Source organism: Pseudomonas sp. Irchel 3F3, from assembly GCF_900187545.1.
Lineage (GTDB): Bacteria > Pseudomonadota > Gammaproteobacteria > Pseudomonadales > Pseudomonadaceae > Aquipseudomonas > Aquipseudomonas fortuita.
In genome coordinates this window covers 455,727-472,119 of record NZ_FYDS01000001.1, presented here as the reverse complement: position 1 = coordinate 472,119, position 16,393 = coordinate 455,727, and the positions used below count along the sequence as shown (strand labels likewise).

General features: G+C 63.9%; 15 protein-coding genes. 8 read left to right on the top strand and 7 right to left on the bottom strand.

All coding sequences use genetic code 11. The features are described 5' to 3' along the window. Positions 1-104: 104 nt before the first annotated feature. A complete protein-coding gene (locus CKW35_RS02170) occupies positions 105-980 on the bottom strand; it encodes an ABC transporter substrate-binding protein (protein ID WP_095114907.1) in 876 nt (291 codons plus the stop codon). 5 nt (positions 981-985) lie between these two features. Further along, on the bottom strand, positions 986-1,447 hold the full coding sequence (gene pedF, locus CKW35_RS02165; RefSeq protein ID WP_016486183.1) for a cytochrome c-550 PedF: 462 nt from the start codon (positions 1,445-1,447) through the stop codon (positions 986-988). A gap of 254 nt (positions 1,448-1,701) precedes the next feature. Here pedF and exaA point away from each other — a divergent pair, with 254 nt between their 5' ends. After that, a complete protein-coding gene (exaA, locus tag CKW35_RS02160; RefSeq protein ID WP_070086344.1) occupies positions 1,702-3,597 on the top strand; it encodes a quinoprotein ethanol dehydrogenase in 1,896 nt (631 codons plus the stop codon). Between the two features lie 109 nt (positions 3,598-3,706). Next, entirely contained in the window at positions 3,707-4,366 is a 660-nt protein-coding gene (locus tag CKW35_RS02155) for a pentapeptide repeat-containing protein (RefSeq protein WP_016486181.1), read from the top strand. A gap of 159 nt (positions 4,367-4,525) precedes the next feature. On the opposite strand, the gene CKW35_RS02150 is transcribed toward CKW35_RS02155, so the two are convergent. Further along, on the bottom strand, positions 4,526-5,164 hold the full coding sequence (locus CKW35_RS02150; RefSeq protein WP_023046938.1) for a response regulator transcription factor: 639 nt from the start codon (positions 5,162-5,164) through the stop codon (positions 4,526-4,528). Next, entirely contained in the window at positions 5,164-6,438 is a 1,275-nt protein-coding gene (locus tag CKW35_RS02145) for a sensor histidine kinase (protein WP_095114906.1), read from the bottom strand. Before CKW35_RS02145 ends, CKW35_RS02150 begins: the two co-directional genes overlap by 1 nt. 150 nt (positions 6,439-6,588) lie before the next feature. Between CKW35_RS02145 and CKW35_RS02140 the strand changes: the two genes are divergently transcribed. The 6 genes from CKW35_RS02140 to CKW35_RS02115 all read left to right on the top strand — a co-directional run bounded on the left by CKW35_RS02140 (position 6,589) and on the right by CKW35_RS02115 (position 11,749). Next, positions 6,589-7,776, top strand: coding sequence for an ABC transporter substrate-binding protein (locus CKW35_RS02140; RefSeq protein ID WP_016486178.1), 1,188 nt, complete (start codon positions 6,589-6,591; stop codon positions 7,774-7,776). Positions 7,777-7,806: 30 nt separating this feature from the next. Continuing rightward, positions 7,807-8,796 carry a YVTN family beta-propeller repeat protein gene (locus CKW35_RS02135; RefSeq protein WP_095114905.1) on the top strand — a complete coding sequence of 330 codons (990 nt, stop codon included), beginning with the start codon at positions 7,807-7,809 and terminating at the stop codon, positions 8,794-8,796. Then, a complete protein-coding gene (locus tag CKW35_RS02130) occupies positions 8,793-9,533 on the top strand; it encodes an ABC transporter ATP-binding protein (RefSeq protein ID WP_016486176.1) in 741 nt (246 codons plus the stop codon). The genes CKW35_RS02135 and CKW35_RS02130 overlap by 4 nt, the downstream gene beginning before the upstream one ends. Beyond that, positions 9,530-10,321, top strand: coding sequence for an ABC transporter permease (locus CKW35_RS02125; protein ID WP_016486175.1), 792 nt, complete (start codon positions 9,530-9,532; stop codon positions 10,319-10,321). The genes CKW35_RS02130 and CKW35_RS02125 overlap by 4 nt, the downstream gene beginning before the upstream one ends. A 161-nt stretch (positions 10,322-10,482) precedes the next feature. After that, positions 10,483-11,031 (top strand): PQQ-dependent catabolism-associated CXXCW motif protein, encoded by a 549-nt coding sequence (locus tag CKW35_RS02120; protein ID WP_016486174.1) that lies wholly within the window; start codon positions 10,483-10,485, stop codon positions 11,029-11,031. Between the two features lie 52 nt (positions 11,032-11,083). After that, a complete protein-coding gene (locus CKW35_RS02115; RefSeq protein WP_060516772.1) occupies positions 11,084-11,749 on the top strand; it encodes a response regulator transcription factor in 666 nt (221 codons plus the stop codon). Between the two features lie 61 nt (positions 11,750-11,810). Here the strand turns inward: CKW35_RS02115 and CKW35_RS02110 are convergent, their stop codons facing one another. The 3 genes from CKW35_RS02110 to CKW35_RS02100 all read right to left on the bottom strand — a co-directional run bounded on the left by CKW35_RS02110 (position 11,811) and on the right by CKW35_RS02100 (position 16,169). Next, positions 11,811-13,709, bottom strand: a complete 1,899-nt coding sequence (locus CKW35_RS02110; RefSeq protein WP_095114904.1) for a NahK/ErcS family hybrid sensor histidine kinase/response regulator — start codon at positions 13,707-13,709, stop codon at positions 11,811-11,813. Then, positions 13,678-14,841, bottom strand: a complete 1,164-nt coding sequence (gene nosP / locus CKW35_RS02105; RefSeq protein ID WP_016486171.1) for a nitric oxide-sensing protein NosP — start codon at positions 14,839-14,841, stop codon at positions 13,678-13,680. Before nosP ends, CKW35_RS02110 begins: the two co-directional genes overlap by 32 nt. A gap of 140 nt (positions 14,842-14,981) precedes the next feature. Further along, entirely contained in the window at positions 14,982-16,169 is a 1,188-nt protein-coding gene (locus CKW35_RS02100) for a porin (protein WP_095114903.1), read from the bottom strand. Positions 16,170-16,393 lie beyond the last annotated feature (224 nt).

The following is a 16,393-nucleotide window of genomic DNA, read 5'->3' as shown; positions in this document are numbered from 1 at the left end:
CTGTGGGAGCGGGCAAGCCCGCGAACACCGGCGAAGCCGGTGCCAGACACCGCGTTGCATTCTTCGCGGGCATGCCCGCTCCCACAGGGAAGGTGTGTGCCCCGCTATTGATACATCTCCGGGACCTCGTAGCGCAGGCCGTAAGCGGCATACATGGCCTTGAGCCGGCCATCGCGGATCATCGCCTCCAGGGCTTCCTCCACGGCATAGGCCAACTGCCGGTTGCTTTCGTGCACGGCCATGCCGATTTCCCAGGCCTGCTTGCCCAGGTTGGGGTAGGCGTTTTCCGCGAGGGCCAGTTGCGGGTCTGCGGCCTGGTGCAACTGCCAGTCAACTTCGCCGCGCATCGCCATCACCGCGTCCACCTGGCCGGCCTGCATGGCGCTGAACGCCTGCTGCACGCCGGGGTAGTGGTGGGTTTTGGCACTGAGCATGCCGTTGAACACCGAAGTGAGGTAGAACGACGGCACGCTGTCCACCTCGACCCCGATCGGGTGCTGCTGAAACACCGCCACACTGGCCACCGCCGTCAGGCGGCGCTGGTCGTAGGCAACTTGCCAGCGCTCTTGCTGATAAGGGCCGAACATCACCACCTGAGCGTTTTCCAGCTCGCCCAGATCGTTGCGCTTTTGCGCGTAGGCCTGGTCGTAAGGCACACGCATCATCAGGTCGGCCAGCTGTTGGTGGCGCAGCGGGCTGCCGCGCCAGATGTAGTCACGCAGGTCGTCATCGAGCTTTTCCCCGGGCGGTGCCCAGATCAGTTGCAAACGTACCCCCAAGGCCGAGGCCAACGCCTGCGCCAGTTCAACATCGACGCCGCGGGGCTTGCCGTGGTCTTCGAAACTGTAAGGTGGGAAATCCTTGTACACCGCCACTTTCAGCTCACCGGCGGCGATGATCGCGTCGTAGTTGCGCACCTGCGCCTGGGCCGTCGCGCACCACAGCAGCAGGCTACAAAACAGCACGGCAAACAGACGCATGGCCGTCACTCCTCGACGTGCACGCTGTCCAGGTAGGTGCGCACCGCCCACAGGGCTTCCTGGCTGAGGTAGTCGGCCATCTTCGGCATGTACACACGGCCATCGCGAACCGCGCCATGGCGTACCCGTTCGACAAACCATTCATCCCCGGCGTCACCGGCATCGAGCATGCGCAGGTCTGGGGCAATACCGCCGGACTTGGCCTCCAGGCCATGGCAGGCAGCGCAGTTCTGGTTGTAGGCCGAGGCGCCGATTTCCACGGCCTTGTCGTGCTCGGGCGAGCTGCGGTAAGGGTTTACTGCAGCCCACCCGTCGCCGTCCAGGCTTACGCCGGCGTCCTTGATCGGGGTCAGGCCTTTGGTCTCCACCGCCTGTGGCACCACGTTGCCATGAGCCCAGGCCGTACCGGTCAGCACCGCTGCGGCCAGCAGCCCTGCAGCAAGCAACACATTGCGTTTTGTTGTCATTGTTATGCCCTCACCATTGCACGCAAAGCCTCAACCACAGAGGCCGTGCCGCCATCTTAGAAACAGCCTGCGGACGCTCGAATGCTGCTTTGGTGGCCGGGCCTTACTCCCTTGGTAGTAGGGCTTGTGGCGAAGGGCCAATTGAGGTGCCGTTCGGGAAGTCTTCCCGGCAAGGGCGGGACTTTTTCCGTATCCCGCGACAGCGCCCCCGCCCCACCCTGTGCAGGCCAAAACCTCCACTGGGAACTGCAACCATGACAATAAGATCGCTACCCGCCCTTTCCCCCCTGGCCCTGAGCGTGCGCGTCCTGCTACTGGCCGGTAGCCTGGCCCTGGGCAATGTGGCAACAGCGGCCACCGCACCTGCTGCACCTGCCGGCAAAAGCGTCACCTGGGAAGACATCGCCAACGACCACCTGACCACCCAGGACGTGCTGCAGTACGGCATGGGCACCAATGCCCAGCGCTGGAGCCCGCTGGCCCAGGTCAATGACCAGAACGTGTTCAAGCTGACCCCGGCCTGGTCTTATTCCTTCGGCGACGAAAAGCAGCGCGGCCAGGAATCCCAGGCCATCGTCAGCGACGGCGTGGTCTACGTCACGGGCTCGTACTCGCGGGTATTTGCCCTCGATGCCAAGACCGGCAAACGCCTGTGGACCTACAACCACCGCCTGCCCGACAACATTCGCCCGTGCTGCGACGTGGTCAACCGCGGGGCGGCAATCTACGGCGACAAGATCTACTTCGGCACCCTGGACGCGCGGCTCATCGCCCTCGACAAAAATACCGGCAAGGTGGTGTGGAACAAGAAGTTCGGCGACCACAGCGCCGGCTACACCATGACCGGCGCCCCGGTGCTGATCAAAGACAAGACCAGCGGCAAGGTGCTGTTGATTCACGGCAGCTCCGGCGATGAGTTCGGCGTGGTCGGCCAGCTGTTCGCCCGCGACCCGGACACTGGCGAAGAGGTATGGATGCGGCCCTTCGTCGAAGGCCACATGGGCCGCCTGAACGGCAAGGACAGCACCCCGACCGGCGACGTCAAGGCGCCGTCCTGGCCAGACGACCCGACCACCGAAACCGGCAAGGTCGAAGCCTGGAGCCACGGCGGCGGCGCCCCTTGGCAAAGCGCCAGTTTTGATGCCGAGACCAACACCATCATCGTTGGTGCTGGCAACCCCGGCCCCTGGAACACCTGGGCGCGCACCTCCAAGGATGGCAACCCCCACGACTACGACAGCCTCTACACCTCAGGCCAGGTCGGTGTCGACCCCAGCACCGGCGAGGTGAAGTGGTTCTACCAGCACACGCCAAACGATGCCTGGGACTTCTCCGGCAACAACGAGCTGGTGCTGTTCGACTACAAGGACAAGGACGGCAAGGTGGTCAAGGCCACCGGGCACGCCGACCGCAACGGCTTCTTCTACGTGGTGGACCGCAACAACGGCAAACTACAGAACGCCTTCCCCTTCGTCGACAACATCACCTGGGCCAGCCATATCGACCTGAAGTCCGGGCGCCCGGTGGAAAACCCCGGCCAACGCCCGGCCAAACCGCTGCCCGGTGAAACCAAGGGCAAGCCGGTGGAAGTCTCGCCGCCGTTCCTGGGTGGCAAAAACTGGAACCCCATGGCCTACAGCCAGGACACCGGCCTGTTCTACATCCCGGGCAACCAGTGGAAAGAGGAATACTGGACCGAGGAAGTGAACTACAAGAAGGGCTCGGCTTATCTGGGCATGGGCTTCCGTATCAAGCGCATGTACGACGACCATGTCGGCACCCTGCGGGCAATGGACCCCACCACCGGCAAGCTGGTGTGGGAGCACAAGGAGCACCTGCCGCTGTGGGCGGGCGTACTGGCAACCAAGGGCAACCTGGTGTTCACCGGCACTGGCGACGGCTTCTTCAAGGCCTTCGACGCCAAGACGGGCAAGGAGCTGTGGAAGTTCCAGACCGGCAGCGGCATCGTCTCGCCGCCCATCACCTGGGAGCAGGACGGCGAGCAGTACATCGGCGTGACCGTGGGCTACGGCGGCGCGGTGCCGCTGTGGGGCGGCGACATGGCCGAGCTGACCAAGCCGGTGGCTCAGGGCGGCTCGTTCTGGGTGTTCAAGATCCCGAGCTGGGACAACAAGACTGCGCAGCGTTGACTGCCTGAGGTAAAGCGTTATGGGGCCGCGTTGCGGCCCCATAACGCTTATCCCGAATGCATTCAGGTCCGCCCCACAACTGCCCTGTTCCAACTGAGAGCCTTTCACCATGAACTACCTGCCATTTGCCTTGCTGTTGGTACTGTCCCCTGCCTTGGCCGTGAGCGCCGACGACGATGGCAACGATGCCCCGTTGACCATCAACGGCTGCGTCATTGCCGAAGCCAGCCAATGCCCGGGGGCCAACCTGCGCGGTGCCAACCTGGCCAACCAGGACCTGCGCAAGATGAACCTGGCCGGCGCCGACCTGCGTGATGCCGACCTGCGCCATGCCCGGCTCGACCTGGCCAACCTGGAAAAAGCCCGCCTGCAGGGCGCCAACCTGACCCGTGCCAGCCTGCAACAGAGCAACCTGCGTGTGGCGGACCTGAGCAACAGCAAGCTGGTGGCCATTCAGGGCTGGGGCTTGTTCGCCCAAGGGGCACAGTTTGAAAAGGCCGACCTCAGTGCTGCCTTCTTGCAGTTCGCCAGGTTGTCCGGGGCGAAGCTGCAGCAGGCCAACTTGCAGGCGGCGGACCTGGAGATGGCCTGGCTGAGCAAGGCTGATCTGCAAGGGGCCAACCTCAGCGATGCCAACCTGCAGGAGGCCAAGTTTGGCCAGAGCAACCTGGCGCGTGCGGATTTGCGCGGGGCGCGGCAGCATTACGGGAACTTCCAGGAGGCCAACATGGAGGGGTGCAAGGGATGCCCGGATACATGGGACAAATGAGTTCAGTTAGCAGGGGCCGCTTTGCGGCCCATCGCGACACAAGGCCGCTCCCACAATGACCGCGTATATACCAACTGCTGTGTGTACGCGGTCATTGTGGGAGCGGCCTTGTGTCGCGATGGGCTGCGAAGCAGCCCCAGCAAGCGCAGCTGACACACCTCACCCCGCCACCCGCACCACCCCCAGGTTGATGCCCAGGTGCACCAGCTCGGCATGCGAACTGACCTGCAACTTGCTCTTGAGCAAGGTCAAATGATTGGACACAGTCTTGGCGCTGATGCACAGCTGCTCGGCAATCACCCGCATCGGCGTACCTTTGGCCAGCATCGTGAAAATCTCCAGTTCACGCTGGGTCATGCGCTGCAAGCGGGGGTCACTGCTGCCTTGCTGTGACGTGCACGCCAACTGCGTAGCCAAGGGCTGTTCGATGTAGGCATGCCCGGCCAACACCCGCTGCACCGCCTCGATCAACACCTGGGGCGCCGAGTTCTTGGTCAGGTAGCCCGAAGCCCCCGCCTCCAGCGCCTGGCGCACCAGCGGCAGCTCGTCGTGCATGCTGAAAAACAGCACCCGCAGCTGAGGCAGGCGCTGGCGCAGGCGGCGGGTGGTTTCCAGGCCGCTGATACCGGGCAGGCCGAAGTCCATGACCACCAGGTTCGGCACTTGCTCCTGCACACGGGTCAAGGCCTCTTCTCCACTGGCCGCCTCTCGTACCTGCATCGCCGGCAACACCGTCCGCAGCAGGCTGGCATAGCCCTGGCGGACCACGGCATGGTCATCGACCAACAGGATATTCATCACACCTCCTTGGGAATGTTCAGGGCCAATGCCCAGCCGCTACCCGGCCGGCTCAAGATGCGCAGCTCCCCGCCAAGGCTACGGGCGCGTTCGGCCATCGAGTGCAGGCCTACCCCTGGGCGCTGGGGCGGGTGCGCCCCGCGGCCATTGTCGCGAATGAACAGGCGCAAACCCTTGGCACTGCGCTGCAGGCGCACCCGCACCTGGCTCGCGCCGGCATGCCGAGCGACGTTGGTCAGTGCCTCTTGCAGCAAGCGGTACAAGTGCGTTCTGCTCGCCCCGGGGAGCGCCGGCAAGTGCTCGCCAACCCGTAGCCGGCATTCGATACCCTGGCTGGCCTGCCACTGGCTCACCAGCAGGCCGAAAGCCTCGGCCAGCGGCATGTAGTGCAGCGCCACCGGGTACAGGTTGTGCACCAGCGCGCGAAAGCCTTGCTGGAGGCGCTCGCAATTGAGTTCGAGGTCGTGCGCCGTCTGTGTCACCACCGCAGGCTGCTCAGCCACCATACGCAACAGACAGAGCTGGGCACGAATACCGGCCAGGTATTGCCCAAGGTCGTCGTGCAGGGTCTGCGCCAGCTGGGTGCGCTCTTGCTCCTGCGCCGCCAGCAGGGCCTGGGTCAGTCGGGCGTTGTCGGCCCGAGCCTGCTCCAGCGTCGCGGTCATGTGGTTGAAGTAGGTAGCCAGCTGGCGTGCCTCCGGCAGGCCAGCCTCGCGCAAGCGCGCAGTCAACTGCCCGCCCGAAATCTGACGCAAGGCGCACAGCAGTTCATCCAGCAGGCCCATGGCCCGCCGTACCGCCCAGCGGATGGTCAGCAGGCTCAACAGCCAGGCCACGCCACACAAACCCAGCAGTTGCTGCAGGGAGTCCCAGACTTCATCGATCTCATCCCGTGGATCGACAGCAATCAACACCCGGCGCCCGTCATTCAGGTCCAGCAGCCGGCGGCTGCTGTGGCGCTCGTCAAACAGCTGGCGGCCCAACCAGGCATCCAGGCCACTCCGCGCCGGTAGCCGCAGCGCTTCACCCGCCGCTAGCCAGTGCACCCGCACATGGCGCAGGCTCTGGGTCAGCCGGGGTTGCAGGCTTGCCGGGTCGCGTTCGACAGTGTCACCGAGGTACGCCACCACCGCTTCGGCAGACTGCAATTCACGCTCGACATCCGCCACCGCCTGGTGCAACAGCGCGCCGGCACAGGCCAGCGTCACCAGGGCGAAACAGCACGTGACCCACAGGTTGATCCGCCACAGGGCCGACAGGTTGACAAGGCGCACAGGCGATTCTCCTCGGGGCGTTGTGGCCCATCGTAAAACCGCAACAGCCGCGCCGAATTACTACCTTGGTACCGGCCTGGCGCTACTTTCTGCATATTTCCCCCTCACGGCGGGCTTCCTATGCTGGCGCCATCTGCCGTGGAGTGTGTTATGCGCCAGCCTGCCCACCTTGCCCTGACCTGCCTGCTGGCCCTGGCCGCGACCTTGGCTGCGCCCCTGGCGCCCGCCGCTCAGCCCACAGACGCGCTAAACGTACGCATCGGCTACCTGGGCTATCGCCCCGATCCCGGCCCGCTGCTGTCCAACATCATTCCTGAGCCTGCCGATGCCGGGCGCCAGGGCGCCGAGCTGGCGGTTGTCGACAGCAACAGCACCGGGCGCTTCCTGAAGCAGCAATTCCAGCTGACCCCCGCCACAGTCGACAGCCCGGAGGCCTTGTTGCAGGCAGCCAGGGCGCAGCACGACCAAGGCCTGCGGCTGTTCGTGGTGAATGCCCCGGCCGCCAGCCTGCGCGCGTTGTCTGCCGCCCTCCCCGACAGCCTGTTGTTCAACGCCGGCAGCCCCGACGACGGCCTGCGCAGCAGCCAGTGCCTGGGCAATGTGCTGCACAGCTTGCCGGGGCGCGCCATGCTGGCCGATGCGCTGGTGCAATTCCTGGTGCTGCGCAAGTGGCAGCGGGCGCTGCTGGTGGCCGGCCAGACCGAAGACGACCAGGCCTACGCCGCAGCCCTGCGCCGCTCAATGAAACGCTTTGGCCTGCAACTGGTCGCGGAAAAGACCTGGACTTTCGACAACGACCAGCGCCGCAGCGCCCAGGCCGACATGCCGCTGTTCACCCAAACCGCCGAATACGACGTTGTACTGGTGGCCGACGAGCGCGGCGACTTTGGCGAGTACCTGCCCTACCAGACCTGGTACCCCCGCCCCGTGGCCGGCACCCAGGGTCTCACCCCCACCGGCTGGCACAAGACCGTGGAAACCTTTGGCGCCGCGCAGCTGCAAAAACGCTTCGAAGCCCAGGCCGGGCGCTGGATGAATGACCGTGACTTTGCTGCCTGGATGGCCGTGCGCAGCATTGCCAGCGCGGCCAGCAAGCTGCGCCAGGCCGAACCCCGCGCGCTACAACAACTGCTGCTCAGCGAACAGTTGCCACTGGATGGTTTCAAGGGCCGCAAGCTCAGCTACCGCCCGTGGAACGGCGAACTGCGCCAGCCAATCGCGCTGGTGCAGCCGCGCGCCCTGGTCAGCACGTCGCCGCAGGAGGGCTTCCTGCACCCTTTCAACGAAATGGACAGCCTGGGCTACGACAAACCCGAAGTGACCTGCAGCTACCCCTGACCCGATAACCACAACAATAAGGAATTCGCCATGCGCCGCCCCCTCTTCCACCGGGCCCTGCTTTACCCCAGCCTGCTGTCGGGCGCCCTGGCGCTGGCCAGCGGGCAGGCCATGGCCGCCACTGCCTGGGTGTCCAACGAGAAGGACAACAGCCTCAGCCTGATCGACATGCAAACCCTTGAAGTCACCGAGACCCTGCCGGTGGCCCAGCGCCCGCGCGGCCTGCTGCTGTCACACGACAACAAGCTGCTGTACATCTGCGCCAGCGACTCGGACCGCGTACAGGTGATGGACGTGGCCACCCGCAAGATCATCAAGGAGCTGCCCTCCGGCAAGGACCCCGAGCAGTTTGCCCTGCACCCCAACGACCGCTGGCTGTATGTGTCCAACGAGGACGACGCACTGGTGACGGTGATCGACACCGTCACCGACAAGGTGCTGGGGCAGATCGACGTCGGTATCGAACCCGAAGGCATGGCGGTGAGCCCCGACGGCAAGTGGGCAGTCAATACCAGTGAGACCACCAACATGCTGCACTGGATCGACACCAGCACCCAGACCTTGGCCGACAGCACCCTGGTCGATCAGCGGCCGCGTTTCGTCGAGTTCAACAAGGACGGTTCGCGGTTGTGGGCCTCGGCGGAAATTGGTGGCACGGTGACCATTCTCGACGTGGCCACGCGCCAGGTGCTGAAAACCCTGAATTTCCAGATCAAGGGTGTTCACCCGGACAAGGTGCAACCAGTGGGCATCAAGCTCAGCGCCGACGGCAAGTACGCGTTCGTCGCCCTGGGGCCGGCCAACCATGTGGCGGTGGTCGATGCCACGACCTTTGATGTGCTCGATTACCTGCTGGTCGGGCGGCGGGTCTGGCAGCTGGCGTTCACCCCGGACCAGAGCCAGTTGCTGGCCACCAACGGGGTCAGTGGCGACGTTTCGGTGATCGACGCGAAGAACCTCAAGGTACTCAAGTCGGTGAAGGTCGGGCGCTACCCCTGGGGCGTGGTGGTAACACCATGAATGCCCTCGACGTCATTGATGTGAGCTTCGCCTACGGCCAGCGCGAAGCGCTCAAACAGGTGGCTTTCAGCCTGGCGCCCGGGCGCTTCGCCGCGCTGCTGGGCCCCAATGGCGCCGGCAAGTCCACCTTGATCGCCCTGCTTACCCGGCTGTACGACCTGCAACACGGCGACATCCGCGTGTGCGGCTGCTCGCTGCGCAACGCTGCACGCCCGGCTTTGCGTCAGCTGGGCGTGGTGTTTCAGCAAAGCACCCTGGACCTGGACCTGAGCGTTGAACAGAACCTGCGCTACCACGCCGCGCTGCATGGCCTGTCGCGGCGCCAGAGCAACCTACGGGTCGAAGCCGAACTGGCCCGCCAGGGCCTTGGCGAACGCCGTCGCGATCGTGTGCGCGAGCTGAACATCGGCCATCGCCGCCGGGTGGAAATTGCCCGCGCACTGCTGCATGAACCCCGCGTGCTGCTGCTCGACGAAGCCAGCGTCGGCCTCGATCCGGCCAGCCGCCTGGCGCTCAACCAGCACCTGCGCCGGTTATGCCGCGAGCAACAGCTCAGTGTGCTGTGGACCACCCACCTGCTGGACGAAGTGCAGCCCACCGATGACCTGCTGATTCTGCATCACGGGCGCCTGGTAGCCCGTGGTACCGCCGATGCGCTGAGCCTGGAGCACGGCGGCGACCTCGACAACGCCTTTGTCCGCCTGACCAGCGCCCACTCAGGAGCCGACGCCCGATGAACGCTTACTGGCAATGTTTCAACGGCATCATGCTGCGCGAATGGCTGCGCTTCGTGTTGCAGCGCACGCGCTTGCTCAGTGCCCTGGTGCGCCCGCTGCTGTGGTTGCTGGTGTTCGCCGCCGGGTTTCGCGCGGCGCTGGGCATTGCCATCATCGAGCCTTACGACACCTATATTCCTTACGAGGTGTACATCATTCCGGGACTGGCCTGCATGATTCTGCTGTTCAACGGCATGCAGGGCTCGCTGTCGATGGTCTATGACCGGGAGATGGGCAGCATGCGCGTGTTACTGACCAGCCCATTGCCGCGGCCGTTCCTGCTGGGCAGCAAGCTGTTGGCGACCTCGTTGATTTCCCTGCTGCAAGTGTATGCCTTTCTCGCCATCGCCTGGCTCTACGGCGTGCAGCCACCTGCCGCGGGCTTGCTGCTGGCGCTGCCGGCATTGCTGCTGGTGGCGTTCATGCTCAGCGCCCTGGGCCTGTTGCTGTCGAACGCGATCCGCCAGCTGGAGAACTTTGCCGGGGTGATGAATTTCGTGATCTTTCCACTGTTTTTCCTGTCGTCGGCGTTGTACCCGCTGTGGAAGATGCGCGAGGCCAGCCAGTGGTTGTACTGGCTGTGTGCTGTTAACCCGTTTACCCATGCCGTGGAACTGGTGAGGTTTGCGCTTTATGAGCGGTTGAACCTGCTGGCGCTGGCGGTGTGCCTGGGGTTGACCGCCTTGTTTACCCTGCTGGCGGTACTCACCTTCAACCCCCAGCATGCGGCGCTGCGCAAGCCCCGCTGAGCTTCTGTTGCTTGCTCTGTGCAGGAGCGTCAGGGCTGAAGTGGCATCTCTCTTTTTAACCGCAAGCTACTACTTTAGTACTGCCTTTGCTGTCTAATCGTCGCATTCACAAAGCACCGCCACTGGCATGTAATGGGCCTATAACAAAAAGGAAAATCCCCATGCCACGTGCCCTGCGCCCCTTGCTGGCTGCCCTTTCGCTGTGTCTGTCATTGGGTATTGCCCAGGCCGACACCACCCCACTGTTCTCCGCCGAAGGCTATCGCACCACGCTCTACCGCAGCCCCACCCCGCAACAGGTCGAAGGTGGCCAGGTCATCGACACCGCCACGCTGCAACGCCTGCTAGGCCAGGCCCCCAGGCCGGTGCTGGTGGACGTCTATCGCCGCCAATGGCTGCAAGGCCGCTTCATCGAAGACGAGCCGCACAGCAACCTCCCCGGCAGCCTGTGGTTGGCCAACACCGGCGACGGTGAACTGAGCCCGGCCTGGCAGGACTACTTCATGCGTAACCTGCAAAAAGCCACCGCCGGGCAGCCAGAGCAACCGCTGGTCTTCTACTGCCGCTCCGATTGCTGGTTAAGCTGGAACGCGGTAAAACGCGCCAAGGCCCTGGGCTATAACAACCTGTACTGGTACCGCGACGGCCTGGACGCCTGGCAACAGGCCAACTTGCCGCTGCAGCCGGCGCAACCCGTGCCCTTTCCCTGAATCACTTGCCTGCGAACGCGTGCCCATCCAATAAAAACAAGGTGAAAAGGCCATGTACAAAATTCTGATTGCCGACGATCACCCGCTGTTTCGCGAAGCCATCCACAACGTCATCAGCGATGGTTTTGAAGGCAGCGAGGTCATGGAGACGGCCGACCTGGACAGCGCCCTGGCATTGACCCAGGCGCACGACGACCTCGACCTGATCCTGCTCGACCTGAACATGCCCGGCATGCACGGCCTCAACGGCCTGATCACCCTGCGCAACGAGGCGCCGACCACGCCGGTCGTGATCGTTTCAGCCGAGCAGGAAAAGCAGATCGTGCTGCAGGCCATCACCTACGGTGCCGTGGGTTTCATCACCAAGTCTTCGCCGCGCTCGCAGATGATCGAAGCGATCGAGCAGATCCTCAATGGCAATGTCTACCTGCCACCCGACATCATCCGCGCGCAAAAAAGCAGTACCAGCCGGCGCCACAACGATACCCCGAGCTTCCCGCCGGAAATGCTCCAGGCCCTGACCCGCAAGCAGCTGCTGGTGCTCGAGCGCATGACCAAGGGCGAATCGAACAAGCAGATCGCCTACACGCTGGATATCGCCGAAACCACGGTCAAGGCGCACGTCTCGGCGATCTTGCGCAAGTTGAACGTGCATAATCGGGTGCAGGCGATCCTGAGTGCCGGCGATATCGATTTTGCCGATTACTTGAGGCGTTGACCTGTAACGGCCTCTTCGCGGGTGAACCCGCTCCCACAGAAGCCTGCGAAAAGGCCAGCGGCTATGTCAGGCTGCTGGCCAATAAGTGGCTCATCGCCGTCTTGAGCTTCATCGGCCGCACCGGTTTATGCATCAGGGTGTGCCCCAGCTCGCGGATCTGCTGCTTGAGGTCGTTGCTGTAGTTGGCGGTGATCATCAGCGCCGGTAGCGGCTGGGCGCGGCGGGCATTGATCCGCGCCACGGCGTCGACACCGTTGCAGTCGTTGTCCAGGTGATAGTCGGCGATCAGCAGGTCGGCCTCGGCGTGGTAATTGTCCACCTGCCGCGCCAGGTCTTCCTCCGACAGCGCAGTGACCACCTGGCAGCCCCAGCCCTCCAGCAAGGTGCGCATGCCTGCGCAGATCGCCGCATCGTTATCCAGCACCCACACCCGCGCCCCACCCAGGCGGTCAAGCATCGGCTCGCAGATCACCTGGCTTGGCTGGGGCTTGGGCGCGGTGGCGCTCAGCGGCACTTCGACGGCGAACACCGAGCCCTTGCCGAGCCATGAGCGCACCCGGATCCGGTGGCCGAGGATGCCGGCGATCTTATCCACGATCGCCAGGCCCAGGCCTAAGCCACGGTCCTGGTCCGGCCGCTGGACGTCGCCGCGCTTGAACTCCTGGAACATGTCTTCCAGGTGTTCTTCGGCAATGCCGATACCGCTGTCCCACACTTCGATCCGCAGGCCGCCACGTTGGCGCCGACAGCCCAGCACCACGCGCCCGCTGCGGGTGTAGCGGATGGCATTGCTGAGCAGGTTGCGCAGGATCCGCGCCAGCAGCTGGGTGTCACTGCGCACCACCGCCGAACAACCTACAAAATGCAGTTCAAGCCCTTCGCTGCGCGCCACTTGGGCGTATTCGGCGGCAAGGTTGTCCATCAGCTCGCTGAGGGCGAACGGGGCCACATCGGCCTTGATCACCCCGGCATCGAGCTTGGAAATGTCCACCAGGGTGCCTAGCAGGTTTTCTACATCTTCCAGCGAGTTGCTGACATTTCGAACCAGGTGGGCACTGTCTTGCAGCTCGCGGCGCTCGAGCAACGCGCTGGTGAACAGCCGCGCCGCGTTCAGCGGTTGCAGCAGGTCGTGGCTGACCGCAGCGAGGAATTTGGTTTTCGACAGGTTGGCCTGTTCGGCCTCGCGCTTGGCCTCCCGCAGGCGCGACTCGGCCCGGCTGCGCTCCTCGATCTCACGCAGTAGCTGGTCGTTGAGGCTGGTCAGTTCCGCGGTGCGTTCGCGCACACGTTGCTCCAGGTGCTGATAGGCCTGGTGCAGCGCCTGAGCGGTATTGCGGCGCTCGGTAATGTCGCGGATCAACACGAAAATGCCCACCACCTCGCCATTGGCCAGGCGGTTCGGTACGTAGGAGCGCAGCATGTAGCGCTCCTGGCCATTGATGTTGGTTTCGGCAAATTCGAAGGTGACGCTTTCACCCGCCAGCGCCCGCGCCACGTAGGCTTCCAGCCGCTGGTAATGCTGCTCGCTGTGGGCTTCTCGCAGGCTCTGGCCGAGCATCACGCCGTGCGGCCAGCAATACCATTCTTCATAAACCTTGTTGGTGAATTCGTAGACCAGATCGGCATTCAGGTAAGCGATCAGCGCCGGGACATTATCGGTGATCAGGCGAATCTGGTGCTGGTGGGCGGTCTCGGCCCGCTGTCGGGCCTCGCTGAGCAGGCGGTTGACGGCCTTGAGCTCAGCCATGGCCTGGTTCAGGGCGTCAGTGCGTTCACGTACCTGCTCGGCCAGCACCACCGAATGCTGGAACGCCGCATAGGGGTCGTTACCCCGCGTTACCCCCGACTCGATGCGTTCAATCAACGCGCCGTTGATTCGCTGCAACTTGTGGTTTTCGTGCTGCAGCCGGATGACCTCGGCCTGCAGTTCAGCGCCCGACAGGAGGCCGGTTGCGGGCAATGGCGACCCCGGTGAAGGTCTGGTTGATATGCATGCCATTGAACTGTTCTCCGTAGGTGTTGAAGCCGATCACCCGCTGCTCGCGCAAGAACGCACCGACCGGCTCCAGGCCGTGCCGGTCTTCCAGCTCCAGGCGTCGCAGAAAGCAATCGCAACCGATGGTCAGCAGCGGCGGGCCAAGGCGCTGCTGCAAGCCGTCGAACAGCTGGTGCAGGTTCGGCAACAGCGGGCCTGGAGTCATGGCGGTAAGCACGATGCCGTTTTCCACCGCGCAGTAGAAACTCAGGCTCAGGTCCGGGTGCACCTGCTGGATCGCCCGCACGTAATACTGATCATGAATGCGCACGGCCAGCGGATGGGCAGCGAATACCCGGTAGTCGAGCGCTGCCACCGGCACGCCGATGTGGCGGGCGTACTCCTCCGCAGCAGGCTCGGCATTCAGCTCGAAGACGCGACGCTGGCCGCTGTCGGCGCCGGTTACCACCAGTTTTTCCTCACGTGGGAGGATGTGGTGCGTGGTGAACACTTCGAAATCCAGCCAGGTGTTGACCAGCACCACCACAGCGGCACCGTTGTGGAACACGCCACCGAAGTACACATGGGTGCGGGTCAGGTAGTTGTCGTCGCCTGCCGAACCACCAAAATGCGGGATGTCCCCCAAGGCTGCGCTGAGGGCGGCCAGCACCATCTCCTCCCGGCTGGACAGGCCGTCGAGCAGGGTCAGGGCAAAGCTGTGGCCCTTGATCGGTGCCAGGGTGTTGCTGCGACAGGTGCCGACCAGGCGCTCGACCATCTGCTGCGCGTCGATCAGGCTGAAGTGCTCCATTTCATCGATCAATTCGGTGGCAATCGAAAAGTGCCGGTGATCGAAGCCCACCGCCGTCACGCAATTGCGGCCGTAGCCCAGCGGGGTGATTTCGCCAGCGCTGGTGCAGCCGACCAGGCGGATGCCGCCGAAATCCTGCTCCAATGCTTCGCCCAGGGCCTGCAAGTCGTACTCGGCGGAACAGAAGAACAGCACGAAACCCAGGTGCGGGTGCAGCAACTGGCGCGCCAGGTCCTGGGCGGCCTGCCGTGCGTCGTTAGCCTGGGACATGGCGCGGACCACACCGTCGTTTTGAGCCTGCTGCATCGTGGTCTCCGGCGCGGGGTGGCTGAGGGGTCAGTGTACGAAGGTGAGCAAGGGGGACGAATGCTACTTGGGTAGCGGGTGGGCGGTTCCATGGGCGTAATAGCCCGCATCATTTGGGGCCGCCTTGCGGCCCCAGGGATTCACCAGGTCAACACCGCACCCACCGCAAAGGTATCGGTGTCTTCGTTCTGCGCACGGGTGTCATGCCCGTCGATGGAAAACTGGTTGTACTCAGCCACCAGCTTCAGGTTGTCGTTCACATCATGGAACAGCGCCACGCCGCGGGTTTCATAGTCTGCCCCGCTGCCCACCGCGCCATTGCCATCGTCCTTGGTCTTGCCATAGGACAGCGCCACGCGGTTCTTGCCGAACGTGTACGAGCCCTGCAGCAGGTAGCCGTCACTGTCGACATTGCGCAACACCGGTTCGCCAGCGTTGTTGGTGAAGAACGGGTTGATACCCTTTGCCTGGAACCCCGAGCCGGTCAGCGACCAGCCCCCCATCTTGGCCTGCACGCCATAGCCGACACCTTTGGAGGTGACGGACTTCACCGTCGAATCGGTATTGTCCGAGGTCTGGTAGCTGCCGTTGACCCAGCTGTAGATCTGCGCCCCGCCCAGGTCGAACTGGTAGGTGATCTCGCTTTCGGTGCGCGGGTTTTCCTGGTAGGCCTTGCCGGTCGGGCTGCTGTCGTTGGTGTCTACCGGGTCCATGATGCCCACTGCTACTCGCAGGCCGTCCATCACCGGGGTGCGGTAGGTGATCTGCGAGGTGGGGAACGGGTACGGGTAACCACTGCCGATGTTGCCGAACGACACCCCGCCGCCGTCCACCAGCCCCAGCGTGTCGCTGACCTGGCCATACCCTGCCAGCAGCTCGTCCAGCAGGATGTTGGAGCGGGCAAACAGCCCGAAGTCCTTGCCGATCAACACCTCGCCCCACGCGGGGTTGGCCACGGTGCCGTAGAACTGCCGCACGTCGATGGCGGTGTCGGTGCCGTTGGTTCCACTGTCGTTGATGGTTACCCAGAACGAGGCACGCGCGCCGAGCTTCAGGTCATCCACCTGCTTGCCCATGTTGAAGCCCAGGTAGTTAGGCAAGAAGCCCATTTTCACCCGCGACTGGCGGCGGTCGAACTGTTCGCCCTCACGGTCGACCTTGCTGTTGACGTAGAAAGCATTGATGTAACCGTCGGTGGAAAACGTTGTCTGGTCCTTGTCGTACAGCATGATCTCGGCCTCGGCGACGCCGCTCAGGCCCAGGGCAGAAAAGCTGGCGATGGCGGCTGCGAGGAAACGAGGCGGCAGGTGCTTATTGTTGTTGTGCATGGCGCGCTCCAAACGGGGACAGGATGTCGGAGGCGATTATCGGAAGTGGCCAAATGGCCAGATACGCTGCTTTCGGGCGAGCGGGTAGCGGCCTTGGGCTGGCGAATGCGGCGTGATGATTTGGTCGCGGTACCAGGTCTGGCCAGGAGGCAAGACTTAGGGTGTACGCATGAATAGCAGGCGGGTATCAGTACATCTGTACGAACTGGGGCCGCCCTGCGGCC

Coding starts and splice junctions, on each gene's coding strand:
- CKW35_RS02170 (WP_095114907.1), bottom strand. CDS start 980: ATGCGTCTGTTTGCCGTGCTGTTTTGTAGCCTGCTGCTGTGGTGCGCG.
- pedF (WP_016486183.1), bottom strand. CDS start 1,447: ATGACAACAAAACGCAATGTGTTGCTTGCTGCAGGGCTGCTGGCCGCA.
- exaA (WP_070086344.1), top strand. CDS start 1,702: ATGACAATAAGATCGCTACCCGCCCTTTCCCCCCTGGCCCTGAGCGTG.
- CKW35_RS02155 (WP_016486181.1), top strand. CDS start 3,707: ATGAACTACCTGCCATTTGCCTTGCTGTTGGTACTGTCCCCTGCCTTG.
- CKW35_RS02150 (WP_023046938.1), bottom strand. CDS start 5,164: ATGAATATCCTGTTGGTCGATGACCATGCCGTGGTCCGCCAGGGCTAT.
- CKW35_RS02140 (WP_016486178.1), top strand. CDS start 6,589: ATGCGCCAGCCTGCCCACCTTGCCCTGACCTGCCTGCTGGCCCTGGCC.
- CKW35_RS02135 (WP_095114905.1), top strand. CDS start 7,807: ATGCGCCGCCCCCTCTTCCACCGGGCCCTGCTTTACCCCAGCCTGCTG.
- CKW35_RS02130 (WP_016486176.1), top strand. CDS start 8,793: ATGAATGCCCTCGACGTCATTGATGTGAGCTTCGCCTACGGCCAGCGC.
- CKW35_RS02125 (WP_016486175.1), top strand. CDS start 9,530: ATGAACGCTTACTGGCAATGTTTCAACGGCATCATGCTGCGCGAATGG.
- CKW35_RS02120 (WP_016486174.1), top strand. CDS start 10,483: ATGCCACGTGCCCTGCGCCCCTTGCTGGCTGCCCTTTCGCTGTGTCTG.
- CKW35_RS02115 (WP_060516772.1), top strand. CDS start 11,084: ATGTACAAAATTCTGATTGCCGACGATCACCCGCTGTTTCGCGAAGCC.
- nosP (WP_016486171.1), bottom strand. CDS start 14,841: ATGCAGCAGGCTCAAAACGACGGTGTGGTCCGCGCCATGTCCCAGGCT.
- CKW35_RS02100 (WP_095114903.1), bottom strand. CDS start 16,169: ATGCACAACAACAATAAGCACCTGCCGCCTCGTTTCCTCGCAGCCGCC.